The sequence below is a fragment of the Lachnospiraceae bacterium JLR.KK002 genome (assembly GCA_036941025.1).
Taxonomy (GTDB): domain Bacteria; phylum Bacillota; class Clostridia; order Lachnospirales; family Lachnospiraceae; genus Petralouisia.
This window is the reverse complement of sequence record JAYMNP010000001.1, coordinates 1,347,131-1,371,909: the sequence shown is the minus strand read 5'-3', so window position 1 is coordinate 1,371,909 and position 24,779 is coordinate 1,347,131. Positions and strand designations below refer to the sequence as shown.

Below are 24,779 nucleotides of genomic sequence, written 5' to 3'. Positions count from 1 at the left end.
TAATGGATAGTGGAAATGCAGGCATCTTACCCTATGCATTGTGCCAGAGTTCTGCAAACGCAAGCATTTCACTATACCTATGGAGGTTCAATATATGCCAGCAAAGCCAGTCAAAGCGAAAGAGCAGTACCGTCTGGTCATGGAATGCCGCTCCAGCGGCCTGACGGACCACCAGTGGTGCAGGGAGAAAGGCATCTGCCCAGGCACATTCTACGGCTGGGTGCGCAGGCTCCGCCAGAAAGGATATCAGGACATACCGGAGCCAGTTCACAGCCAGCGTGTAAGCACAAAACAGGAAATCGTCAGGATAGAGCCTGACATCCGGCAGGGCCGGGATGTCTCCCCGCCCCTTTTGGAGACTGCGTATCCGGCATTCCCGGTTCCGGCCATGGAACTATCCGTAGCCGGTATGGTACTGCGCATCCCCAACGGGACAGATCCGGCGCTGCTGAGAGAAACCGTCCGCCTGATCGGAGGCGGATCATGTCAGGAGACATTTCAGCTGCGGACGAAATCTATATCGTCTGCGGCTACACGGATATGAGGCGTTCCATCGACGGCCTCTGCGGGATCGTGCAGGAAAAGCTCCACATGGATCCCCGCCGCAGCGCCCTGTACCTTTTCTGCGGGAAACGCTGTGACAGGATCAAGGCCCTTTTATGGGAAGGTGACGGGTTCCTGCTCCTTTATAAGAGGATGGAGGCGCAGGGGCGCTTCCGGTGGCCCAGGGACTCCCAGGAGGCAAGGGGCATTTCCTGGAAGCAGTTCGACTGGCTCATGTCAGGACTGGAGATAGAACAGCCCAAAGCGTTCAGGCCGCCTGAAAATGAGCGGGATATCCCTCCGCCCAAAGCCTCCTGACAGCACCGGCGGGTTTCTCAAAAAAAGCTGAATATCCCGAAAAACAAGGTCTGCCAGGCTTCACTCCAGATGCTTTCCATGGTACAATAAAAGCATCAGAAGAGGAGGCAGGGATAGATGGCAAAAGACCCGAAGGACTCCAGAATCATGGAGTATAAGGACACGATCAGCCAACTGAATATGACAATCAGAAGCCAGAATGAGCTTATCGATTCCCTGCGCCAGACCATTGCTTCTGATAATGAAGCAATGGCGGTCCTGAATGAAAAGGTCGATTATCTTACGAAAAAACTCTTCGGCACATCCAGTGAAAAGTCTGAAAATGTGGAAGGACAGCTCAGCCTTTTCAATGAGGCTGAACAGGAGGCATCCCCCGCAGGGGAACAGGCGGAAGAAGGCATTGTCAGAGAACATGCCCGCAGGGCAAAGAGCACCCATGCGGATATCTTTAAGGGTGTGCCTGCGAGGGATGAGGTCATCCCCCTTTCCGAAAAACAGAGATACTGTGCGGAATGCGGAGCGGAAATGGAAGCCATCGGGAAGGAGTTTGTCCGTCGGGAATTCCGTTTCACCCCTGCCAGGGGCGAAGTAGTCAATATCTACCGGGAGACGGCAAAGTGTCCGGTATGTTCCACGGCCCCGGCAATGGCGGAAGCCGTAAGGTTCGCCAGGGCTCATGTGCCGGAGGCGCTGATCCCCCACAGCTATGCGTCCGCATCCGTCGTTGCATGGACGATGTACCAGAAATATGCCAATTCCATGCCCCTGTACCGCCAGGAGCAGGACTGGAAACAGATGGGCGTCATCCTGAGCAGGGCGACGCTTGCAAACTGGATCCTGTACTGCGCCGGGAATTATTTTTCTCTGCTGTATGGCTATTTCCGCCGGGAACTTATAAAGAGGCAGTTCCTGATGGCAGATGAGACAAGAGTCCAGGTGCTGAAGGAACCGGAGCGGAATGCGGAGACAGACTCGTTCATGTGGCTGTTCCGGACCGGGGAGGACGGCCTGCCGCCCATCATCCTCTACCGGTATACGCAGACCAGGGCAGGGTTGAATGCGGCAGACTTCTTAAAAGGTTTCAAGGGCTATCTGGAGACGGACTGCTACCAGGGCTACAATGGCCTGCCGGATGTGAAGCGGTGCTGCTGCTGGGCGCACCTGCGCAGGTACTTTGTGGAGGCAGTTCCGAAAGGGAAGGAGCTGGATTACGGCAATCCTGCCGCCCAGGGGGTGCAGTACTGCAACAAGCTGTTCGAGTATGAACGTCAGTCCCATGAGAAAGGACACAGCCACGAGCAGCGGAAAGAATACCGGATCCAGAAAGAGATGCCAGTGCCGGACGCTTTCTGGGAATGGGTCTCACAGCAGTCCCCGAAAAAAGGGACGCGCTTTGAGAAAGCGGTGAACTATGCCCAAAATCACAGAGAGCAGTTCATGACATACCTTGAGGACGGCAGGTGCAGCTTTTCTAACAATCTGAGTGAGAATTCAATCCGTCCGTTCACGGCAGGCCGCCGCAACTGGCTGTTCAGCGATACCCCCAAAGGTGCGGATGCCAGTGCCATGGTTTATACCATGGTTGAGATGGCCAAAGCCCATAACCTGAATATTTATAAATATCTGAAATATCTGCCTGAGCATCTGCCGGAGACCAGGATGGCGGACAGCGAACTATCCAGGCTGGCCCCATGGAATCCGGAGGTTATTGGCAGATGTTCTGGTACAATGTAGAGTAAAATGCTTGCAGTTCCTACAGTCCATTATGTAGGGGCTGTTTTATTTTGTCCATTCGTAGGATTATTGAGCGCTTACAAGAAATCCAGTACAAGATGGTAAAGGAAATCGCCGTGTTGTCGGCAAGCGACAGCGGCTACACAAAGGAAATCAATTTAATCTCATGGAATGGGAAAGAGCCGAAGTATGACATCCGCAGCTTTTCCCCCAATCGTGAGAAGTGCGGAAAGGGAATTACCTTGACTGCTGATGAAGCGGTTACGCTCCTTAAAGCATTGCAGGAAGAATTGAACAGCGGGGATTGATTGTATCTGATAGGCAGGGCGGGAGTATTTTTATATACTCCCCTGCCCTGTCTGGAAAGGAAGATTTGAGTATGGGCGAGGATAAGAAAGCAAACAAAAAGAGAAAGCGCATTGTGGCAAGACAGCCAGTGCAGATGATTGTCAGCCGTGAATATGTCGGCACACAGACCGTTGCCGAAGCATTTATCCCGATTATCTCCGAGGACATCCGAAAGAGCATTACGGGAAATGACACCTTCGACAATGACGGGTTATACGCTTAGAATGTACGCAATGGAACATGAAATTTAGTAGAGCAAAGAAGGAGGTTTCACAGTATGGCAGGGATAAGAACGGGAAATATGATTTATAATGTCGGCATTTACTGCCGCTTGTCTAAAGACGATGGCACGGAAAATGAGAGTGCGAGCATTGCCACACAGAAATCCATCCTCACGGATTATGTGAAAAAGCAGGGCTGGCACTTAGCAAAAACGTATGTGGAAATGTAGACCGCTTATTTGATACAAAGGGAATGAACAGAATATTGATTTTGTCAAGATTAGTTGACACATTTTCCTCAAGGATTTTGTATCCTATGCTGCTTCTTTCAGGGAATCATAGTATCGCTGCCGTTTTATCATGGGAGGAAGGCCTCCATTAGAGGAACAGATCCTCCGGTTATTCCAATAGCTGATGAAATATCTCCAGATCAGGGTTTTCAGTTCATCCGTGCTCATCTTCTCTGTATCGTAACGGTCATAGAGTAGTTCAGATTTCATTCTGGCCCACATGCTCTCGCAGCGGGCGTTATCATGGCATCTGCCGCCTGCACTGTTCATGCTCTGCCGTATGCCATACTTCCGGATTACATCCCGGTAAAGCTGGCTCGTGTACTGGCTTCCCCTGTCACTGTGGATAATTGCCCCATGGATGTCCGGATATGTCTTCGCCGCGTTTTCCAGTGTCCGCGCACATAATGGAGCTTTCATATTAGTATCCATCGCCAGTCCAACCACGCTGGAATCGAAGCAGTCAAAAACAGCCGAAACATACAGCTTTCCATCGCTGGCTTTGATCTCTGTTATGTCTGTTACACACTTGACCAGCGGCTTCTCTGACTTAAAATCACGTTTTAACAGATCTTCTGATTTCCGGGCTTGCCGATCCGCTTTCGTGATTCCGTTTGGTTTGCGCCTGGGATGGTGGCTGATGCCGATATCCTCCATGACACGGTAAACAGTACGTTCGCTGGGAATATCCACATTTTCAGGCTGTTTTAACATTAATGCCTGATACATACGGATCCGGCCGTAGGTGTCATTACAATCATCTTCCTCAAGGATTTCCATCATGGCGTCTGCCAGGGGCTGATACTTCCATGGGCGGTCTTTATTTGCAAGGTACTGGTAGAATCCCTGCCTGCTGACATGAAGGGTTCTACAGTAAAAGAAGATATCCCCTTTTAATTTGCCGTCTTTGGTTTTAAGAGCAATGAACTTCATTCTTTCGTTTTTGCTGACCTCAGACGGCTCGCGGCGAAAAAAGCGCTGGCTTCCTCCAGAAAGTCATTTTCCTTCTTCAAACGGCGGATTTCTTTTTCCTGTTCCTTAACCAGCTGGCGGAGCTGAAGAAGTTCCTGGTTAAGGGTCATGGCGCTTTGCGGAGTTTGTGAACCTGCCCCAAGGTCGAGGCTGCCAGGGCGGTTGGCCCGTACCCAGCCATACATGGTATTCTTTTGATTTTGTCAAGATTAGTTGACACATTTTTCTCAAGGGTTTTGTATTCTATGCTGCTTCTTCCAGAGAATCATAGTATCGCTGTCGTTTGATGATGGGAGGAAGCCCTCCATTAGCAGAACAGATCCTCCGGTTATTCCAATAGCTGATGAAATATCTCCAGATCAGGGTTTTCAGTTCATCTGTGCTCATCTTCTCAGTATCATAGCGGTCATATAACAGTTCTGATTTCATTCTGGCCCACATGCTTTCACAGCGGGCATTATCATGGCATCTTCCACCCGCGCTGTTCATGCTTTGTCGGATGCCATATTGATTGATTGCGTCCCGATAAAGCCGGCTGGTGTACTGGCTTCCCCTGTCACTGTGGATAATTGCTCCGCGGATGCCTGGATACGCTTCCGCCGCGTTTTTCAATGTCCGCACACATAACGGAGCTTTCATGTTTGTATCCATTGCCAGGCCAACCACGCTGGAATCGAAGCAGTCGAAAACAGCGGAAACATACAGCTTTCCATCGCTGGCTTTGATCTCTGTTATGTCTGTTACGCACTTGGACAGCGGTTCCTCTGACTTGAAATCACGTTTTAACAGATCTTCTGATTTCCGGGCTTCCCGGTCTGCTTTCGTGATTCCGTTTGGTTTACGCCTGGGATGATGGCTGATTCCAATATCCTCCATGACACGGTAAACAGTACGTTCGCTGGGAATATCCACATTTTCAGGCTGTTTTAACATTAATGCCTGATACATGCGGATCCGGCCGTAGGTGTCATTACAATCGTCTTCCTCAAGGATCTCCATCATGGCATCTGCCAGAGCCTGGTACTTCCATGGGCGGTCTTTATTTGCAAGGTACCGGTAAAATCCCTGCCTGCTGACACGAAGGGCTCTGCAGTAAAAAGAAAGATTTCCTTTTAATTCGCCGTCTTTGGTTTTAAACGCAATAAACTTCATTCTTTCGTTTTTGCTGACCTCAGACGGCTCGCGGCGAAAAAAGCGCTGGCTTCCTCAAGAAAGTCATTTTCCTTTTTCAAACGGCGGATTTCTTTTTCCTGTTCCTTAACCTGCTGTCGGAGCTTTAAGAGTTCCTCATTAAGCGTCATGGCGCTTTGCGGGGTCTGTGAACCTGCCCCAAGGTCGAGGCTGCCAGGGCGGTTGGCCCGTACCCAGCCATACATAGTATTCTTTGGTACCCCCAGTTCTTTGGCGGCTTTTGCTTGTCCGATTTCCTTTGCGAGTTTCACTGCCTGTACTTTGTATTCATGGTCGTATTGCCTGTTTTCTGCCATTTTTGTTCACTCCTTATTCTCTTGATTATATCTCAAATCCTTGAGAATGGGCTGTCAACTTTTTTTATACCATATCATGTGGAGTGGCTTGGGCAGAAAGAAAATCCGGCCGGGAAAGGATGGGCGGCGGGAGCTGGCTATGGGGAGAAAATCCTCTCCATCCTGAAAGGCATCCTTGGCACGGCGGGAGGCTCACCAAAGCCTGCTCCCGCAGAGACCGAAGCCTGGTACCGCGTCCGGAAGTCGTGGGCGGACGCATCCTCGCAGAAAGGGGCGTTCAAGTCGCTGGGGAACGCCAAGAAGTGTGCGGACGAAAATCCGGGGCATTCCGTGTTTGATGAATCGGGGAAGGCGGTGTATACCAGGGCGGCGGCATTCCAGCCGTACCTTGTGCGGGTGTCCATCCCCGACCTGAACATCCGGGAAGCGCCTGGGACGGATAAGCCCAAGACCGGGAAGGTGACTGGTATGGGTGTATTTACCATTGTTGAGGAAGCGGACGGGAAAGGCGCATCCCGGTGGGGGCTGCTGAAATCCTACCGGGAAAAGAGAAACGGATGGATTTCGCTCGATCACGCCAGCCGGATATAAATACAGACAGCAGGGCCCGCGGCATTTTCCCATGTGCCGCGGGCCCGTTTTTTAGTGGGTGTAAACTACACAGGAAACGGATGGAAAGTTTGTGCATCTTATGGCGCAGATATGAGTGGATAATCTGCGGAATCTGATTTAACATGGCACTACCCCAAAGGGCGCTGCCGGGAACGGCGGCAGAAAAATAAAGGAGGCACACGCCTATGAAAAAACAGTTTATGGAAACAGCCCGCCTGCCACGCAGGGGGCGGCGGAAGGAGGGATGCTGATGTTCACTGCGAAAGAACGCACACTTCTCACTTCCCCTTACTTCCGGCTCATCCGCCAGACGGATGACTTCTTTGAGGTCCAGTCCAGATGCACCAAACACTGCTGGATCGTCCAGAAACTTTCCTATGACCGGTATCCGGTCCGCATCTACCACAAGCACACGAAGGGGACGGCCTACTACCATAGGCACGGCCATGCCAGCACGGTATCCTCCGCCGTCCGGCAGATCAAGAGCCACGATGTGTGGCAGCTAAACGGGAGGCGCGCCATGGCGTAAAGCCCGGCGCGAATAGTGACAAGCCCGCGGCACATAAAATGTCGTGGGCCATTTTTTGATTTCAGGGGGTTCAGTTCCCCCGTTTCCGTGGCCTATATGTGAAAGCTATTTTTCCGCACGGCGGGAGGCGCAGAAAAAATGCCGATGCAACCGTCCGATTCCCGTCCCTGCGGTGGCATATGGCAGGAGGTGTGTTTTTCATGACGGAGGAACAGAAAAGGAAGGTTTCAGACCTGCGGCGGGCAGACATGGGATATACGGAGACGGCAAGGCTGGCGGGCGTGTCCAGGGACGCGGTGCGCAGCTTCTGCAGGAGGAACGGCCTGGCGGGGCAGGCGGCGCAGGACGGGCAGGAGGACGCCCAGGCGCAGGAAGGCATCTGCCGGGAATGCGGGAAGCCGCTGCAGCAGACGGCGGGCGTGAAGCGGCGGGCGTTCTGCTCCAGGGAGTGCCGGGAGAAGTGGTGGCACGGGCATCCGGAGCAGATAAGGCAGAGGGCGGTGTATTCCTTCACCTGCGCCGGGTGCGGGGAGCAGTTTGACGTCTATGGGGATTCCAGGAGGAAATACTGCTCCCACGGGTGCTATATAAAAGCCAGGTTCGGGGGAGGCGGCGCAGATGAGTGAGGGGGAATTCCGCGCGGAGATGCGCTACCGGATGTCGCTTGCCGTGGCGCGGGCGATGCTCGAAGAAGGCGCCATCACCAAAGAGGAATATTCGGAAATTGATACAATACTTTTGCAGAAACACCGGCCAATTCTGGGTACATTATTAGCCGGAAAAACCTTGCAATAAGTGCGGTCTGGAGTGATGAATGGTAGCGGAAAGGAGTGGTTTCTATTGAAGAAAATCAGAAAAATCGAGCCGGCCCTCCCCGCACTGGCAGGGCGGAAAAAGGTGGCCGCCTATGCCCGTGTTTCGAGGGACACGGAGCGGCTCATGAATTCCGTTTCTGCACAGATAAGCCATTACAGCGCGCTCATCCAGAACAATCCGGAATGGGAATACGCAGGGGTGTACGCGGACTGCGGGATATCCGGGACAGGGACGGCCAGGCGCGGCGAATTCTTAAGGATGCTCGCCGACTGCGAGGCGGGCAGGATCAACATCATCCTGACGAAATCCATCAGCCGCTTCGCAAGGAACACGGTCGACCTTCTGGAGACGGTCAGGCATTTGAAGTCCCTCGGCATCGAGGTGCGGTTCGAGAAGGAACACATCAATTCGCTTTCAGAGGATGGGGAGCTGATGCTCTCGCTCCTGGCGTCCTTTGCACAGGAGGAGAGCCGGAGCATCTCGGAAAACGTGAAGTGGGGAGTCAGGCGGCGGTTCCAGTCCGGCGAGATCGGGACGGCGAACAAGCACATCCTCGGATACCGATATGATGAGGATGAGAAAAAATATGTCATCATACCGGAAGAGGCGGAAGCAGTCCGCTGGATGTTCCAGATGTACATTGACGGCGTTTCCTTCCGCCGGATTGCGGAGAACATGAACAGGGTGGGCATCCGCACCACTCTTGGCAACGATTTCCAGGAAGCCTCGGTGCGGCAGCTCATTTTCAACGAGGTCTATGCCGGCGACATCCGGCGGCAGAAATGCTACATGGCGGACCCCATCACCAAGGCAAAGGTAAAGAACGGCGGGGAGCTGCCGCAGTATTACATGGCAGACTGCCATGAAGCCATCATTGACCGGGAAACCTACGCAAAGGTCCAGGCGGAGATGGAACGGCGGGCGGGGCTTGTCAATCCCGCCTACCCTTTTACAGGGAAGATGAAATGCGGCGTCTGCGGGCAGCCGTTCACACGGAAGAAAGGGACCATAAGGGGGAAGACCTATGTACACTGGATATGCCGCTCCAAAAAGGAGACGGGCATGAGCTGCACCAGCGTGAATTTCAGCGAGGAAGAGCTGGAGCGGATTTCGGCGCGGACGCTTGGAATGGATGAGTTTGACGGGGCTGTGTTTGAAAAGGCTGTCCGGGGCATCACCGTCATGGAAAACGGGGACCTGGAATTCCATCTCACCGGCGGGGAGACGAAAGTCTGGAAGAACCTGCACCTGGACCCGCCCAGGCACATCGCCACGGTCACGGACTGCTTCCAGGGGAAGATACGGTGCGCCGCCTGCGGGAATACATACCACCGGGTGAACGGCGCGGGGAAGTGGGTGTACTGGTACTGCATCGGCAAGAAAAGGAAGAATGTGGAGTGCCATAACCCGAACTACACCGATTACAAGCTGAGGCAGGTTTCCGCGCACATGATGGGGCTGGAGGAATTTGACGAAGCGGAGTTTGAAAAGCAGATAGAGGAAATCACGGTATTTCCGGATGGCAGCCTGGAATTCAATTTTTATGGAGGGAGGAAAGAGCGATGGCAAAGAGCGTGATCACGATACCGGCCACGGTGAACAGGCACACGGCGGCGCCGATAGGCAGCTACAAAAAGCGCAGGGTTGCGGCTTATGCCCGTGTTTCTACCGACCATGAGGAGCAGCAGAGCAGCTACGAGGCGCAGGTGGACTATTACACGAACTACATCAACGGGCGCGAGGATTGGGAATTCGTATCTGTATATGCGGACGAAGGCATAACCGGCTGTAACACGAAAAAGCGCGACGGTTTCAACAAAATGGTGGAGGACGCGCTTTCCGGCGCCATCGACCTCATCATCACCAAGAGCGTCTCCCGCTTCGCAAGGAACACGGTGGACAGCCTCACGACCATCCGGAAGCTGAAGGAGAACAGGGTGGAGTGCTACTTCGAGAAAGAGAACATCTGGACGTTCGACGGCAAGGGCGAGCTGCTCCTTACCATCATGTCCTCGCTGGCGCAGGAGGAGAGCCGGAGCATCTCGGAGAACTGCACCTGGGGGCAGAGGAAGCGGTTCGCGGACGGCAAGGTCACGGTGCCGTTCAAGCGGTTCCTGGGTTACGACCGGGGCGAAGATGGAAACCTCGTCATCAACGAGGAACAGGCGGAGACCGTCCGCAGGATTTACGGCCTCTTCCTGCAGGGGCGCTCGCCCCACGCAATCGCAAAGCTGCTGACGGCGGAGGGCATCCCATCGCCCGGTGGCAAGGAGGCATGGTCTTCCAGCACGGTCAAAAGCATTCTTACCAACGAAAAATATAAAGGCGACGCTCTCCTGCAGAAGGTGTACACGGTGGACTTCCTCACCAAGCAGAAGAAGGTAAACGAGGGCGAGGTGCCGCAGTATTATGTGGAGAACAACCACCAGGCCATCATCAGCCCCTCCGTGTTCGAGGGGGCGCAGCACCAGATGGCGGCCAGGCATTCCGGGAAGAACCGGGCGGGCAGCATGGGCGTATTCTCCGGCCGGATAAAATGTGCGGACTGCGGGGGCTGGTATGGCTCCAAGGTGTGGCATTCCAACAGCAAGTACCGCAAGACCATCTGGCAGTGCAACCACAAGTTTGACGGCGGGGAGAAATGCGGCACGCCCCACCTTGACGAGGAAACCATCAAACAGCTTTTCCTGAAAGCGGCCAATGCCATCTTTGCAGAAAAGGACGGGGTGCGGGAGGATTACGATTCCATAAAAGACACGCTTTTCGGCACCGCGGAGCTGGAGACGGAGCGCCTGCGGCTGCAAGAGGAGATGAACGTGGTGGCGGAGCTGATTGAACAGTGCGTGGCGGAGAATGCCCGCGTCGCCCTTGACCAGACGGAGTACCAGAAAAAGTATGACGGGCTGGCGGGGCGGTTCAACAGGGCGAAGGGGCGGCTTTCGGAAGTCAGCCAGGCCATCACGGAGCGGCAGGCGAAGCGGGAGAAGATCGGGAGGTTTGTTTCCGCCCTGGAAAAGCGGGACGGCCCGCTCACGGAATTTAACGAGGACGACTGGTACAGCCTTGTGGAGTACGCCACGGTGTACAGCAGGGAGGACATCCGCTTCACTTTCAAGAACGGGATGGAGATAAAGGCATGAGAATATAGTCCCCCGGAGCAGGGAAGAAAACGGCTCCGGGGGATTCTGTGTGGTTAATGTTTATGCTGCTATTTGTGTGGGATCATGCTTTGATGGGAAAGCTGATTTCTGCATCATTCTTTGGCTTTATCTGGAATACCATCCGCCACTGCACTTCTGACACAGGCTCAAAATGCAGGGAGGAAGCTGCCATCCGTTTGTCAGGAGCGGCATTTTTCCCGGCCATAAAAACTGCTGTGGGGCCGTCTGGCCCGCCCGGCGGCCCTTGGGCATCACCCATTCTTGGGTGGTCACCTTCTGCGCAGTCGCGGATGCAAAAAAGGCTGCGGTCTATTTCTGGTGCAATGCTGTAAGAGAGTATCTGGCAGTATTCTGGGTAAACCACACCTTTCGCTCCAATTTCTGCGAAGCTGTTCCTGATCTGTTCGCAGCCATGTAGTGTCAGAGTGTATTCCTGACCGGTTATGGGATGGGCTGTCTTTACCGTTTTGCTATCGCAGGAAACGCCAGAGGAAAAATGCCCCGCAGTGATGGAGATTAAGTTTGCCTGGAAAGCAAGTGATATTTTCTGAGGGGACAGTATCGGTTCTCCGTCCCAGTCATAGCAAAGCCGTTCAAAATACCAGCAGCATTCCCTGTCGCAGGCATAAGCATCCATCCATTCCTCCGCAGTTTTGTTATTTTCAAAACCGTCTTCGCTGGCAGGTACATTCCCCATCTGAATTACATTTTCCGGATACCATCTCAGGCTGCTGCTCATGTGGCGCACCAGTGGCGTACCATCAAGGCATATTTCTACGGCAAATTCCCTGCTTCCGGGGTTGTCCGCATCTATCTGCTCAAATTCTTCTGGGGTTTTTAGGGACATCCGCCGCTCATAATCCCATTTTTTCAGGAATGCCGCCATATCTTCTATCGGGATTTTTGCGCATACATCGAGGGCGGCGCCTGCTTTGCCTACATAGACTGCTGGGATAAGTATTTCCTGTTCTCCCCAAAGAAAAGAGTGATTGACAGGGAGGGCTGTCAGCTTGGTTTCAGGCGAGCCTTTCCCCCATATATTGTTATCATGGTATACGTCCATTCCGTGTGCCTCCTTAAGTGTTCAATGAAGCAATTATACCACGGATGCCAGGATATTTCCAAAGCTTTTGATTTTTTATGGGAAAAATCACGGAGTATAGGAAAAATCGTGGAGTATGGGGAAAAATCACGGGGTATAGGAAAAATCATGGAGTATGATAAAAAATCGCGGGGTATCGGTAAAAAATCATGGGGTTTAAGGAAAAATCAAATTGTATCAAAGACAGCGTTTACATAGACGACGGTTATTCTGGTACGAATTTCCAAAGACCGAGCTTTCAGAGTATGATTAAGGACATTGAAAACGGGCTGATAAATTGCGTGATTACAAAGGATTTATCAAGGTTAGGGAGAAATTATCTTGACTGCGGGCTGTATCTGGAAGTCTTTTTTCCCGAAAATAACGTGCGGTATATAGCGGTCAATGACGGCGTGGATACCTTGAATAAATCTGCTATGGACATCACGCCATTCCGCAATATCCTAAACGAAATGTACTCTGCCGATGTGTCGGTCAAGATAAAATCGGCATACCGAGCGAGGTTTCAGCAGGGGAAATTCATGGGGACGTATGCGCCCTATGGGTATATCAAAGACCCTGCTGACCACAATCATCTGCTGATTGACGATAAGGTGGCGCACGTTGTAAGGGAGATATTCGACCTTGCATTAGCGGGAAACGGACTTGCAAAAATCCGTAAACACATCAATAAACAGCACGTCTTACGCCCTGCCGCTTATGCGGCGGAGCGTGGGGAAACAGGCTATGAACGGCATTTTGAGGATAATGAGGAAAACCGCTATATATGGAGCGAGAACAGCGTAAGGAATATTTTAAGAAGCCCGATATATGCAGGAAATCTTGCAGGCTACAAGCGGATTGCCGCCAATATGAAAAGCAAGAAACGCCCCTCTAAGCTGCCCGAAGAATGGGAAGTGATACCAGACACCCATGAGGGGATAGTCACGCAGGAGGAATTTGATACTGTCCAACAGCTTATGACGAGCCGCAGGCGGGAAAAGAATAAGGGTGGCTTTGAGAATATTTTTTCAGGCGTTATCAAGTGTGCGGACTGCGGATATGCTTTGCGGGCTATGAGCGCAAACAGGAGGAAACGCCCCGATATCATCGACTGCGTACAATACACCTGTAATAATTATGGCAGGTACGGCAACGTCATGTGTACCGCACACGCCATTGAAGCGAGGGACTTATTCAACGCCGTGCTTGCAGAAATTAACCGTTTTGCGGATATGGCGGTGAATGACGAGCGGGCGGTGAGGGCGATTGAGAAGCGGCTCACGGAAACAGACCAGAGCAAGGCAAAGGCAATGGAGAAAGAGCAAAAGAAGCTGAACAAACGCCTTGCGGAACTTGACAGGCTGTTTTCTTCTCTTTACGAGGATAAGGTCATGGAGCGTATTGATTTTGTCAAGATTAGTTGACACATTTTCCTCAGGGATTTTGTATCCTATGCTGCTTCTTTCAGGGAATCATAGTATCGCTGCCGTTTTATCATGGGAGGAAGGCCTCCATTAGAGGAACAGATCCTCCGGTTATTCCAATAGCTGATGAAATATCTCCAGATCAGGGTTTTCAGTTCATCCGTGCTCATCTTCTCTGTATCGTAACGGTCATAGAGTAGTTCAGATTTCATTCTGGCCCACATGCTCTCGCAGCGGGCGTTATCATGGCATCTGCCGCCTGCACTGTTCATGCTCTGCCGTATGCCATACTTCCGGATTACATCCCGGTAAAGCTGGCTCGTGTACTGGCTTCCCCTGTCACTGTGGATAATTGCCCCATGGATGTCCGGATATGTCTTCGCCGCGTTTTCCAGTGTCCGCGCACATAATGGAGCTTTCATATTAGTATCCATCGCCAGTCCAACCACGCTGGAATCGAAGCAGTCAAAAACAGCCGAAACATACAGCTTTCCATCGCTGGCTTTGATCTCTGTTATGTCTGTTACACACTTGACCAGCGGCTTCTCTGACTTAAAATCACGTTTTAACAGATCTTCTGATTTCCGGGCTTGCCGATCCGCTTTCGTGATTCCGTTTGGTTTGCGCCTGGGATGGTGGCTGATGCCGATATCCTCCATGACACGGTAAACAGTACGTTCGCTGGGAATATCCACATTTTCAGGCTGTTTTAACATTAATGCCTGATACATACGGATCCGGCCGTAGGTGTCATTACAATCATCTTCCTCAAGGATTTCCATCATGGCGTCTGCCAGGGGCTGATACTTCCATGGGCGGTCTTTATTTGCAAGGTACTGGTAGAATCCCTGCCTGCTGACATGAAGGGTTCTACAGTAAAAGAAGATATCCCCTTTTAATTTGCCGTCTTTGGTTTTAAGAGCAATGAACTTCATTCTTTCGTTTTTGCTGACCTCAGACGGCTCGCGGCGAAAAAAGCGCTGGCTTCCTCCAGAAAGTCATTTTCCTTCTTCAAACGGCGGATTTCTTTTTCCTGTTCCTTAACCAGCTGGCGGAGCTGAAGAAGTTCCTGGTTAAGGGTCATGGCGCTTTGCGGAGTTTGTGAACCTGCCCCAAGGTCGAGGCTGCCAGGGCGGTTGGCCCGTACCCAGCCATACATGGTATTCTTTGGAACCCCCAGTTCTTTAGCGGCCTTTGCTTGTCCGATTTCCTTTGCCAGTTTCACTGCCTGTACTTTGTATTCATGGTCGTATTGCCTGTTTTCTGCCATTTTTGTTCACTCCTTATCCTCTTGATTATATCTCAAATCCTTGAGAATGGGCTGTCAACTTTTTTTATACCACATCATTCCCATATTTGGCGGGATGGGCCAGCAGCGTGGAGATGAAGGAACTGCGCACTTCTATGGATTTTATCCGGAAAACGGCAGGAACATTTATTGACGGCATGGTGGAGAACATCCAGATGCTGCAGAAAGAAAAAGCGACAGAACGGGAACTGGCAGAAGATGATTTCGTATTCCAGTTTGCCCCTCTTGGAGAGGATATAAAAAAATTCTACCTTGTAGATAATGTCGGGCGGGTGGATTTTCTAAGGCTGTTACATGACTTTGCTGACCAGAATGGGGGGAGTAGAAACCCGGAGCAGTTCTTAAAAGCTCATGGGGTACACATGGATTTGTGGCGGGATTCGGAAGATACGGGGAAAAACCAGAAGATGCCGGACTTTTATGATGCCCTGTATACGGATGCAGGCCATATCGTGGATGCGGCAGAGTTTTCTATTTTGGTGCAGGTGGAGATGATGATCAGCCGTGCGGAGTACGGGCATACCGCTTTGGGGAAGGAAGCGCATAACCTGGCTGTCTTATATGCCTATAAGCTGGACAATCCAAGGGATACAAGGGAGCTGGTGAATAAACTTGCGGAGGCTGTGGAACATCCAGAAGCGCATAATATCCGGGAAATCATGGAGGACGCACAAGCCGAGATTGACTTCCTGCCCGACAATCAGGTCGGACTTATGCAGATGCATGAATTTGGCTACCGCAATGATTCCGTCCTGCCGCTTACGATGGAAAGGGCTGTTGCGCTGCACAATGCAGGGCTGCATATCTACAGCCTGCAGAAAGATGGGAGTTCCATTCTGATGAATACAGAAGATGATATTAGTGAAACAGGGGAAGATGGCATGTTCGGTATTGACGCAAGGGCGTGGGAGAGTTACCAGGTAATGGAGTCTGTGCGTGAGGAACATGCAGGGCAGGGGCATTTGGACGAAGATTTGCTGTTCAGCGACAGCCAGGACCGCTACGCCATCTACCAGATCAGGGACGACGGCAAAGGCAGAGAATACCTGTTTATGGGTACGGAATATCTGAAAGGGCAAGGCTTTTCGGTAGAATATGAAGATTACCAAATGGTTTACAGTGATGTGCTTGGGGAAAATGAAACGCTGGATTCCCTGTATGAAAAATTCAACATCGGGCGTCCGTTGGATTTTAAAGGCCATTCCCTTTCCGTCAGTGATGTAGTGGCCATAAAAAGGGACGGGGAGGTTACGGCGCATTATGTGGATTCCTTTGGGTATACGGAACTGCCGGAATTTTTTCATCAGAAGGAGAAAACCATAGAGCAGGAAATAGGAGCAGAACCACAGGAAAGCGGCCTGCAGGAGCCGCAAAACAGTGATTTAAACAAACCGCATGAAAAAGTTTATCCGCCGCTTTATACGCATACAATTACCTACGCAATGGAGCATAGGCGAGCGGATGATTACCTGGAATCAAGAAAGCTGAATCTGGACTGCAAAAAAGCGGTTGAGGACGCAATCCGGGAGAACTTTGACGGGATGCACTTGGCGCATGATGCCGCTAAGGGAGTCTTGGAGGAATATGGCGCAGAACGTGTGGTATTCATCCTTGCCAACACCGTACAGCATTTGGAATATGACGGGCGGTTTTCTATTGGGAATAAGGCATGGGCAAAGGGATATGGGATACCGGAAAACATAAACCGGGGGATGGACATGAACGCTGACTATGTGGTAAACAGCCACCCGGCGGTACTGGACGGGTTTATCGGGCTGGCAAGGGATGCGATAAGGGAACAGGAATTAGTGATGGAAGAAAACGTGCAGATTAATGAGGAAACGAAAGGGTTTATTGCAACCGGGCATTTCGGCACATGGCATACGGTAGAAGCAAAGGAGATCAGCGGCGAGCTGTTTTACCGGATGGAGCATGAGGAATATGGGGATTCCGTTGCCTCTATTATCGTCAATCAGAATGGGGAGCTGGTGGCAGAGGACTTGGAGCATGGATTTGACCAGGGGGCAATGGAAGCCATTGGCGAGTATTTTTCGGAAAAAGGAATAGAGATGAAGCCGGAACCGCCATTCATTGCACAATACTATGTCATACAGAATGCCGAGGGCGGCAAAGCGGAAAGGGCATATCAGTATTTTTCAGATATGGATACGGCAGTTACTGCTTATCATGAGATTCCAAACCATGTGGACAAGCGGCTTGGCATGGAGAGCAGCGAGCAGCCGCCCTCCAGGATGTCCCTGATTGAGTGCAGGAATGGAATCGAAACACTCACAGACATAGAAAAATATTCCCTGAGTGGAAAATGGGTGCGTGAGGAAACGATGTCGGCATTACAGAAAGCAAAAGAATATCTCGACAATTATGATGCTGAAATTGCATACCAGACAGGAAAAGGCTATTTTTCCATCCAGACGGTTTCAGACGGCTATGATTATACGATTTATGGCAAAGATTTCCGGGAGATTGACGGAGGCGTGTATGATAACCCAGATATATCCATCGGTGAAGCGATGGAAGCAATCCTTTCTGATGAAGGAATCTCCATGACGGCATGTAAGGTTATGGATTATGAGGAATTGCAGGAGAAGGCAGAAGCAGCCGCACAGGAAGATCTGCAGAAGGCACAGGCGAAAGAAACGGAGAAGGGGAAGCTGCCGCTGGTTTCTGATATGACAGAGCCGGAGCCTGCATTAAACAGTCAGAGCCGGGCAGGGACTGAGGAAACCGTACTCTGTTATGCCCAGGCGCAGATTGATGAAATGGGGCTGTCGGAGGAAGTGGAGCTGCTTGGTGCAAGGGTATATGGGAGCCGAACCAGAGAAGGGCTGTACCATGAAGGCTCGGATATAGATGTTGTGGTGTCTTACAGCGGCAATCTGAAGGAGGATGCTTTTTTCAGTGCGCTCCATGAGGATGGATTAAAGATAGCAGGAATCCCGGTTGACATCAATCCAATCTCTACGGAAAAGACGGGGACATTGGAGGAATATCTGGAAAATGCGGAGAAATATCTGGATGAAAAGCAAGGCTATATGGAGATTCCTGAAAGTAATGGGCGGGCAGACCGGAAACAGTCTATAACATTTTATGTGGCAGAGTGTTCAGAATTTCATATATTGGGGGAATTTCATGAGCGTCTGGAGACATTGCAGGAAGCTATGGAATTATATGAGAAAATTCCGGCAGAGCGGATAAATGGCATAAAAAGTATCGGATTTTGCCTGGAGGATGACAGCATTTATGATGGCACGACTTATGACCTTATGGTGGCGGGAGAAATTCAGACAGAATTTATCAATGAAATTCCTCATTACAGAGAAAGCTCGCTGGTGCAGAAAGCGATTGCGGATATGGAAGCAATGCTTTTGGAACAAAGGACGGGGCAGGAAGTATCAGCTCCGGAAGAGAAAGCAGCGCTTCCGCAACAGACAATGCCAGAGGTAAAGGAAGGAAAAGCTGTTCAGATGGAAGAAAACAGGAATCCAGCCACAGAGGTACGGAAATCTGTTGGAGATACAGAGGTATCGGAAAAGCAGCCTGCAGAACTGAAAAAAGCGGCTGAAAATGCCCCCAAAACAGACAGGGACATATCCGGCGTCAGTAAGAAACAGTCCGTCCTAAATGCCCTCCGGGAACGGCAGGCAAGGATGAAAGTGTGGGAGAAGGAAAAGCCGGGGCAGGAAAAACAGGGGCAGAAAGCACAGGCAAAGAGGAAAGGAGAACCGGAATTATGATGGTGAGGTTTGAGGAAAATGAATATTTCCTGATAGCAATGTTCCAAAAGGAAAGCAGGCAGGCAACTATAGAGGAAATACATAACGTGATCCCCTACATCGGCAGGGATGAAGAAATGCTTGCACTTATTAACAGCACACTGGAAAAGCTGTGGTTCCTTACGGATGAAGCATTTTTAAACATGGATTTGGAACCGTACAAAGAGGAACCGGTGGAGGATGAATGATGGATGTGAACCAATTTGCACTCTACCAGCTTAAAAACATCCTGGAAAACAGGCAGATACGGTTCCGTCCTTACAGTATACTGCAGGAAAAGGGAATCCAGATACAGTATAAGAACTATGAGCAGGAGTACCTGGCACGGATGCAGCCGGGAGACGAACCGGAACAGATCCGCAGGCGTTTCAATGAGAAACTGCCACGGACATTTCATGGGCATTCGATCAGTGTCAGCGATGTGCTTGTGTTGAATAAGGACGGTGTTGTGACTTCCTACTATGTTGAGAAAGATGGGTTTACCGTTATAGCCGGATTTATCCGGATGGGTTCATCCGGCGCACTTGTGTCGGTTGATACGTCAGATTTCCATATCGAAGGGAAAGAAGGGAGCTGGCACGCTTTTGACAGCATTACCATAGACGGCAGGCAGTTCTTCCTGATGGAGCATGAAACCTATGGAAAAGAGGTGGCATGGGTTGTGCTGGATGAAGAAGGAAAAATAATTGTAGACCATACATATCAGGGCTTTGACCAGACGGCCTTACAGCAGATTAAGGATTACCACAATCCGCCGCAGCTTACCGCAGAGCTGCAAAAACAGGAAATACCCGATGGGAATATCCAGACGCAATCTGGCAATGCAATGGATAAGCCGCTGCTTGAAAACTGGCAGAGATATATGGAGAATGGGGAGTATCTCCGCAGTTCTGAGATAGAGGAAGAACAGAACTACAACATGATTGACGGCAGACGGAACAATATGTCCCCCAGAGGGAAGAATGGCAGGGCGTCCGTCCTGGAAAAGCTGCGCCGCAAACAGGCGGAGATCGCAAAGCGGTATGGAAAACCTGTGCAGCAGATGGCAATGGCAGAGGATATAGAGCGCAGACGGAAGTAAGGAATGGAGAAGTGTCTGGCGAACGCTGCCGGATGCTTCTCTCTTTTTATGTCTTGAACAATAGGGATTTTCTCTGTATAATAAAACCATAGCAGGCAGGGCATAGCCGATTTGCCAGGCCAATTGGCAAAAACCAGAACTGGGGTGATATTATGCAGGGTGAAACATTACAGGAAGAACCAGAAGAAAAAACAGCAGAGAAAAAGGAGGCGTTTGCAAAATATACGGCGAAAGACAGTGTTTTTTCAACGCTTTTCCGGGATAAGAAGTACCTGATGCAGCTATACCGTGCGCTCCACCCAGAGGATGCGGAGACGACGGAAGATGCGCTTACGGACATTACAATAAGGAATGTACTCACGAATGGACTCTATAATGACCTGGCTTTCAGGGTTGGGGATAAAATCATGTTTCTGATTGAGCATCAATCTTCATGGACGATGAATATCATTATACGAGTGCTGATGTATTTAGTGCAGATTTACCATGATTACTTTGAGGAACAGGGTGCAGACTTATACGGGAACAAGAAGGTTCATGTCCCAGAACCGGAGTTATACATGATTTTTACAGGAGAGCGTGCCAGCAGGCCGGAAATGATCTCACTTTCCAAAGAATTTTTCGGCGGGAAGGAATGTGCCATTGAAGTAAAGGTGAAAGTGCTTTACGGTGGCAAAGGGAATGACATTATCAGCCAGTATGTAAATTTTACAAAAGTATATAATGAACAGGTGAAACAGTATGGGAGGAGCCGGGAAGCTGTCACGGAAACCATCCGCATCTGTAAGGACAGGGATGTGCTCCGTGAGTTTTTGGCAGGCAGGGAAAAGGAGGTTATATCTATTATGATGGCTTTATTTGATGAAGAAAGGATCATGCGTACCCATGTTGCGAGCGAAAAGAAAGAAACAGCAAGGAAAGCGGCGGTAAAGATGTTGAAGGCCGGGAAAATAACGGTAGATGAAGTTGCTGAATATTTTACCGATCTTTCAGCGAGGGATATTCAGGAAATTGAAAAAGAATTGTTTCAAACAATCTAATATCTGTCGGCCAACAGACACAAAAGAAAGAATATATAGAATCCCCGGCTGCAAATGAATACAGCCGGGGTTATTCATATGGAGGGCAAAGTGAAAGAATCAGAACTGATAGGAAAAGTACATTCTGCGGTCTATCACCAGTGCCAGCAAAGGGGATATGCTGCTCCTGCAGATGTGCTGGTTGATATAGGAGTCCTGCCTAAGCAGAAATATGAGGACTGGAGATCCGGGAAAGTACGGTATCTGGAAGCGGTGTGTACGTGTAATTTAAAGAAACTTTCTTTTATTATGAAACAGATCCGTTCCTATGCAAAGAAAACGGATCTGAAACCGTCATTCTGCTATTACAAGCGGTGGGGCGTGAAGAAAAAGCATGGGCATAAGCCGGTAATACCCTTACGGTTCAGCAAAAGCGGAAATCCGGAGATTGAAAAAGCATACGCGACACACTATGTGGATTTAGGACGGACAGGGCAGTTGAAGAAAGAAAAGATGGAGAAAGCGGCAGCTGCAAACCAGGCTGAAATATCGGATAAGACACAAGATATGCCGGTAAATATTTCAGACAGCAGAAGCGGGGCGTAAAACCGGGGAGAAGGAATGGAAAAAGAATCTGACAAAAAATATGAAACCATGAAGAAAATCATGGATGCTTTAGAGGATATTTTATGCTCCTACCAGGGCAGGGGGCATATGTTCGTGTATGTTGACCTGGATTCCCTTGCACTTTTCACAAGCCTGATTGCATACGGCCGGGTACAGGTAGAAAATTACAGATATGACTATGACGGTAATATCAGGGAGGACGAAGAAGCCGGACGAATTTACAGGGAGCTTGCCCCGCAGACAAAATGGCATGTGGGGCAAGGAACACAGATAGAACTGATACGGATGAATGCATTGAAGCAACTTTCATCCTTGGGTATGCCGACGTATCAGGGACAGATTTATTATGCAGATACAGGCTCTGTCCTGATATGTGGGGAAATCCTGACCTATGAGATTTTCCAGTTGTTTACAGATATGCCGGAAGTGAAGAAATTATATGTTTTCCCTTATCCGTTCCGGGAGGGATGGAAAAAGCCGCTCTATTTTTCTTTTGAGCCGACAGAAGCGGCACGGGAGGAAATGAGGAAATATGTGGAGAAAAAATTGGATGAAATGCTTCATATAATGAGAGAAAAAAGTGAAAGCCTTGACGGAATAATCCCTAAAGTGAATGAAGATATTTTTTAATTATATTCATTTCGTTGGGAAAAAGACAGCCGCAAAATTCTTTGTAATCCTGCGGCTGTTTTTCTGTTCAGAACGGTTAAGAAATGTCAGCGCTTTTTTGTTTTTCCGGCTGTCTGGTGTTCGGATGTCCCAAAATCTTATCAACATTGGAGCAGACAGTATTCAATTCTTTTTGGTAATCCCGGTAGTAATGGTAGGTTTTCAGTGCCTCTTTTTTCTGTTGGAGCAGCTTGTCCTTTTCTGCTTTCAATAGCTTCATGGAGGGGAGTTTCCTGTCTGCGGACTGCTCTTTTAAAAATTTTCGTGCCGCTTCATAGAGTGCGATTTCCGTCGGATGCTCCTGCCGGAATTGCCCTTTATTCTTTGTTTTCACAAACTTTTGGTAGACAGGTTTATTGGCAAGGTATTGGCCTGTGTAATGGATCTGCTCATTTACCTTCCGGAGATTGTCTTCCACAGACTTCAAATCTTTTCGGGAAGTGGAAGCATGGTTTTTAATTTCTGAAAAAGAATCTTCCAGGGAATCCCTTGTATCATACCCATTCTCCTATATATAAGCGACAGTTTTAGCCATCTCTTTCAGGTTGGAAAGTTTCACATTGTTAGCGTAGGCGGCATTCTGCTGTGCCTTTACGCAATCCTGCAGATCAACCACCAGCCGCAAATCTGACTTGATAAAAAGGATTGATAGAGATTCCTCATACAGTAGATTGGATGGCTGATTTGCATCTTCTTTCGGTTTTGTATTATATTTTTCCGTATCAACTGTTTTCTTTTTGTTTTCTTTACTCTCTGCATTTTCCTTAAACAGCTCCCAGAGGTAATCTTCTTCATAATGTGTGCCGAGCATCCTTCCGGTGATATACTTGTTTCGCTCCGGGTGAAGGTAGCTGAACCTGCCACGGCTGACCTTCAGCCGGATATTATATTTTTCCAAAAGCAATGTCTGAAAATCTTCCTGGTTGCAGGAAACGGCTGCGGTATCTTCGATTGCAGACCGTAGGAAATCTTTCTGCGTCTGGAATATCGTTTTTCGCGGCGCAAGTCCGTCTGCACGGAGCTGTCTGTTACGTTCATCCAGTTTTTTTGCCCTCTGCGTCCTGCATGGTATTCCCGGTCTGTGATTTTCTTCCCTGCCGGGGCAAGCAGATCCACTTGGTGCAGACGTTCCCGGCGGCATATATCCATGAGCGACTGCTTTAAGTGGATCAGGTAATCTTTGGTAACATGATGCTTATACCCGGCACGGGAATCGCATGGGCGTTCCATGAAGTCCTGACGTTCCACATCAAATTTACGCAGGCTGTTGATTACGATATGCACATGGATGTTGCCGCTCTCATTATGCCCGTCCATGTGGGTACAGACAAGAGCCTGATGTCCGGGGAAGTTCTTCTTTTCATATTCCATTCCGATCTGCTGTGCCTGTTCCCCGGTCAATCCATTTTCTGTTACATCCTTTGGATCGAAACTGATGATATAATGGTGGGATTTGATTTCATCATAGGATTCGTTTTTGTGGTATAGGGCATTTAGTTCCCTGCACTCCATGTCGAATGTGAACGGATCACAGTTTAGGCCGTCCATGATATATTCCTTACGTGGGATCAATTCACCATTTTCATCAAATATCGGTTTGTTGGTATCTTCATCGTGTTCAAACATGAGATAACGCTGTATCTCTGCATAACTGGCATTTTTACTCGCTATGTGTTTCAGGATTGCCATGAGAATGCCCTCCAGAAACCGCCTGGAAATCTCCCGCCATCTTCAAAACTTCATATTTCATTTCATAGATTCTGGCCACACTCTGGTCTATTGCCTTACGCATTTCCTGTGAATGGATGCCGCCGCTGTTAAAGTGCCTTGCAATCTGGTTTAAGTTGCTGCCGATTTTCCCAAATTCAGCAACCAGCTTTTTCAACTCCGGCAGGTCTGCCACAATCTCATATTTCGCTGTGACCTTCTGCTTCATAATTTGTTTTCGGACATATTCAGCCAGTGGAAGGTGCGCAGCTTTAGCACTTTCATAGACGATGTCATATTCCGTATCGGTAAGGCGGAGCATGATTTGGTGTTTGTGTTGTAATTCCTTGTCTTTCTTTGGTCTTGCCATTGCATAGTTCCTTTCTGTGAAAATTGTAAGAATGATATTTCTTTCCTAATTATAGGGACTAAAAAGAGTTCCTATAAAATAAGCCGATTAGGGAACGCCAATGGGAAACGAAAAAAGGATTTTTTATAGAAATGTTTAGATTTCTCCGTGATTGGTACAATCACGCTGCGACTATTTTTAATAGGAGCCAACCTGCATATTTGGAAAATATGCCAGAACCGAGGGCATGGGGGCGCTGGATGTCCGGTGGACATCCGTTTAGCGCAGACCGGAGCGGAGCGTAGACGGAATCCCCATCAAGTTTGCCGAGTAAGCAAAATCCACGAAGTGGGTTTTGAGTAACTCAGGCGAATCTTGCTCTGGTTATCCCGATACGGGATAACTCTTTGAAATAGGAACGAAAAGCAGGACGGGATATTATGTTATGAAGGTGGAATGTAATAATATAAATCTGTTAATGTGTAAATTGATTTGATATATGATGAAATCTAAAATCTAGTTGAAAGGAAGGAGTGGGTATATATGCTTTTTACGCATTTCTGATAATTTGATATAAGCATTAGACATTTACGGGAAATTATAATATGATAATAGGAAAAACGAACAGAGGTCTGGAAAGTACCCTTCATTGGAAACAGTGGATCATGTGGCTTGTGCAAAATAT

General features: G+C 49.5%; 26 protein-coding genes and 2 pseudogenes. 19 read left to right on the top strand and 9 right to left on the bottom strand.

What is annotated here, in order from left to right:
* Positions 1–94 precede the first annotated feature (94 nt).
* From VSQ32_06650 to VSQ32_06625, 6 genes are all read left to right on the top strand, one after another.
* Positions 95–544 carry an IS66 family insertion sequence element accessory protein TnpB gene (locus tag VSQ32_06650; protein MEH2942545.1) on the top strand — a complete coding sequence of 150 codons (450 nt, stop codon included), beginning with the start codon at positions 95–97 and terminating at the stop codon, positions 542–544.
* Positions 484–861 carry an IS66 family insertion sequence element accessory protein TnpB gene (gene tnpB, locus VSQ32_06645; GenBank protein ID MEH2942544.1) on the top strand — a complete coding sequence of 126 codons (378 nt, stop codon included), beginning with the start codon at positions 484–486 and terminating at the stop codon, positions 859–861. The genes VSQ32_06650 and tnpB overlap by 61 nt, the downstream gene beginning before the upstream one ends.
* A 117-nt stretch (positions 862–978) precedes the next feature.
* Positions 979–2,595 (top strand): IS66 family transposase, encoded by a 1,617-nt coding sequence (locus VSQ32_06640; GenBank protein ID MEH2942543.1) that lies wholly within the window; start codon positions 979–981, stop codon positions 2,593–2,595.
* Positions 2,596–2,693: 98 nt separating this feature from the next.
* Complete coding sequence (locus tag VSQ32_06635) at positions 2,694–2,903, top strand: PC4/YdbC family ssDNA-binding protein (GenBank protein MEH2942542.1); 210 nt, start codon at positions 2,694–2,696, stop codon at positions 2,901–2,903.
* A gap of 71 nt (positions 2,904–2,974) precedes the next feature.
* Positions 2,975–3,166, top strand: coding sequence for a stage II sporulation protein R (locus tag VSQ32_06630; GenBank protein MEH2942541.1), 192 nt, complete (start codon positions 2,975–2,977; stop codon positions 3,164–3,166).
* Positions 3,167–3,220: 54 nt separating this feature from the next.
* Complete coding sequence (locus VSQ32_06625) at positions 3,221–3,394, top strand: hypothetical protein (GenBank protein MEH2942540.1); 174 nt, start codon at positions 3,221–3,223, stop codon at positions 3,392–3,394.
* 84 nt (positions 3,395–3,478) lie between these two features.
* On the opposite strand, the gene VSQ32_06620 is transcribed toward VSQ32_06625, so the two are convergent.
* The 4 genes from VSQ32_06620 to VSQ32_06605 are packed head-to-tail and all read right to left on the bottom strand — an operon-like array spanning position 3,479 to position 5,913.
* Positions 3,479–4,387, bottom strand: coding sequence for an IS3 family transposase (locus tag VSQ32_06620; GenBank protein ID MEH2942539.1), 909 nt, complete (start codon positions 4,385–4,387; stop codon positions 3,479–3,481).
* Positions 4,384–4,611: a hypothetical protein gene (locus VSQ32_06615; protein MEH2942538.1), complete on the bottom strand. Its 228-nt coding sequence runs from the start codon at positions 4,609–4,611 to the stop codon at positions 4,384–4,386. Before VSQ32_06615 ends, VSQ32_06620 begins: the two co-directional genes overlap by 4 nt.
* A gap of 58 nt (positions 4,612–4,669) precedes the next feature.
* Positions 4,670–5,578 (bottom strand): IS3 family transposase, encoded by a 909-nt coding sequence (locus tag VSQ32_06610; protein ID MEH2942537.1) that lies wholly within the window; start codon positions 5,576–5,578, stop codon positions 4,670–4,672.
* The gene (locus tag VSQ32_06605; protein MEH2942536.1) at positions 5,575–5,913 is read right to left on the bottom strand and encodes a transposase; all 339 of its coding nucleotides are present in this window, start codon (positions 5,911–5,913) and stop codon (positions 5,575–5,577) included. The genes VSQ32_06610 and VSQ32_06605 overlap by 4 nt, the downstream gene beginning before the upstream one ends.
* Before the next feature lie 78 nt (positions 5,914–5,991).
* Here VSQ32_06605 and VSQ32_06600 point away from each other — a divergent pair, with 78 nt between their 5' ends.
* From VSQ32_06600 to VSQ32_06575, 6 genes are all read left to right on the top strand, one after another.
* On the top strand, positions 5,992–6,504 hold the full coding sequence (locus VSQ32_06600) for a hypothetical protein (protein MEH2942535.1): 513 nt from the start codon (positions 5,992–5,994) through the stop codon (positions 6,502–6,504).
* A 271-nt stretch (positions 6,505–6,775) separates the two neighbouring features.
* Positions 6,776–7,054 carry a hypothetical protein gene (locus tag VSQ32_06595; protein ID MEH2942534.1) on the top strand — a complete coding sequence of 93 codons (279 nt, stop codon included), beginning with the start codon at positions 6,776–6,778 and terminating at the stop codon, positions 7,052–7,054.
* 200 nt (positions 7,055–7,254) lie between these two features.
* A complete protein-coding gene (locus VSQ32_06590) occupies positions 7,255–7,680 on the top strand; it encodes an RNA polymerase subunit sigma-70 (protein MEH2942533.1) in 426 nt (141 codons plus the stop codon).
* Positions 7,673–7,849 (top strand): SHOCT domain-containing protein, encoded by a 177-nt coding sequence (locus VSQ32_06585; GenBank protein ID MEH2942532.1) that lies wholly within the window; start codon positions 7,673–7,675, stop codon positions 7,847–7,849. Before VSQ32_06590 ends, VSQ32_06585 begins: the two co-directional genes overlap by 8 nt.
* Positions 7,850–7,894: 45 nt before the next feature.
* Complete coding sequence (locus VSQ32_06580) at positions 7,895–9,448, top strand: recombinase family protein (GenBank protein MEH2942531.1); 1,554 nt, start codon at positions 7,895–7,897, stop codon at positions 9,446–9,448.
* On the top strand, positions 9,433–11,010 hold the full coding sequence (locus tag VSQ32_06575; protein ID MEH2942530.1) for a recombinase family protein: 1,578 nt from the start codon (positions 9,433–9,435) through the stop codon (positions 11,008–11,010). Before VSQ32_06580 ends, VSQ32_06575 begins: the two co-directional genes overlap by 16 nt.
* Before the next feature lie 82 nt (positions 11,011–11,092).
* Here VSQ32_06575 and VSQ32_06570 read toward each other — a convergent pair whose 3' ends face one another.
* A complete protein-coding gene (locus tag VSQ32_06570) occupies positions 11,093–12,094 on the bottom strand; it encodes a hypothetical protein (GenBank protein MEH2942529.1) in 1,002 nt (333 codons plus the stop codon).
* Between the two features lie 230 nt (positions 12,095–12,324).
* Between VSQ32_06570 and VSQ32_06565 the strand changes: the two are divergent.
* Positions 12,325–13,518, top strand: a pseudogene (locus tag VSQ32_06565) (recombinase family protein).
* A 47-nt stretch (positions 13,519–13,565) separates the two neighbouring features.
* Here the strand turns inward: VSQ32_06565 and VSQ32_06560 are convergent.
* Together VSQ32_06560 and VSQ32_06555 are read right to left on the bottom strand one after the other, a co-directional pair.
* Entirely contained in the window at positions 13,566–14,474 is a 909-nt protein-coding gene (locus tag VSQ32_06560) for an IS3 family transposase (protein ID MEH2942528.1), read from the bottom strand.
* The gene (locus tag VSQ32_06555; GenBank protein MEH2942527.1) at positions 14,471–14,809 is read right to left on the bottom strand and encodes a transposase; all 339 of its coding nucleotides are present in this window, start codon (positions 14,807–14,809) and stop codon (positions 14,471–14,473) included. Before VSQ32_06555 ends, VSQ32_06560 begins: the two co-directional genes overlap by 4 nt.
* Positions 14,810–14,922: 113 nt before the next feature.
* Between VSQ32_06555 and VSQ32_06550 the strand changes: the two genes are divergently transcribed.
* From VSQ32_06550 to VSQ32_06525, 6 genes are all read left to right on the top strand, one after another.
* Positions 14,923–18,603, top strand: coding sequence for a DUF3849 domain-containing protein (locus tag VSQ32_06550; GenBank protein MEH2942526.1), 3,681 nt, complete (start codon positions 14,923–14,925; stop codon positions 18,601–18,603).
* Positions 18,600–18,830 carry a transposon-transfer assisting family protein gene (locus VSQ32_06545; GenBank protein ID MEH2942525.1) on the top strand — a complete coding sequence of 77 codons (231 nt, stop codon included), beginning with the start codon at positions 18,600–18,602 and terminating at the stop codon, positions 18,828–18,830. The genes VSQ32_06550 and VSQ32_06545 overlap by 4 nt, the downstream gene beginning before the upstream one ends.
* A complete protein-coding gene (locus VSQ32_06540; GenBank protein ID MEH2942524.1) occupies positions 18,830–19,723 on the top strand; it encodes a YodL domain-containing protein in 894 nt (297 codons plus the stop codon). The genes VSQ32_06545 and VSQ32_06540 overlap by 1 nt, the downstream gene beginning before the upstream one ends.
* A 152-nt stretch (positions 19,724–19,875) precedes the next feature.
* Entirely contained in the window at positions 19,876–20,763 is an 888-nt protein-coding gene (locus tag VSQ32_06535) for a hypothetical protein (GenBank protein MEH2942523.1), read from the top strand.
* A gap of 54 nt (positions 20,764–20,817) precedes the next feature.
* Positions 20,818–21,348, top strand: coding sequence for a hypothetical protein (locus VSQ32_06530; protein ID MEH2942522.1), 531 nt, complete (start codon positions 20,818–20,820; stop codon positions 21,346–21,348).
* Positions 21,349–21,363: 15 nt separating this feature from the next.
* Positions 21,364–21,999: a hypothetical protein gene (locus VSQ32_06525; protein ID MEH2942521.1), complete on the top strand. Its 636-nt coding sequence runs from the start codon at positions 21,364–21,366 to the stop codon at positions 21,997–21,999.
* A gap of 76 nt (positions 22,000–22,075) precedes the next feature.
* On the opposite strand, the pseudogene VSQ32_06520 reads toward VSQ32_06525, so the two are convergent.
* A pseudogene (locus VSQ32_06520) lies at positions 22,076–23,727 on the bottom strand (relaxase/mobilization nuclease domain-containing protein).
* The gene (mobC, locus tag VSQ32_06515) at positions 23,699–24,115 is read right to left on the bottom strand and encodes a plasmid mobilization relaxosome protein MobC (GenBank protein MEH2942520.1); all 417 of its coding nucleotides are present in this window, start codon (positions 24,113–24,115) and stop codon (positions 23,699–23,701) included. Before mobC ends, VSQ32_06520 begins: the two are co-directional and overlap by 29 nt.
* Positions 24,116–24,779 lie beyond the last annotated feature (664 nt).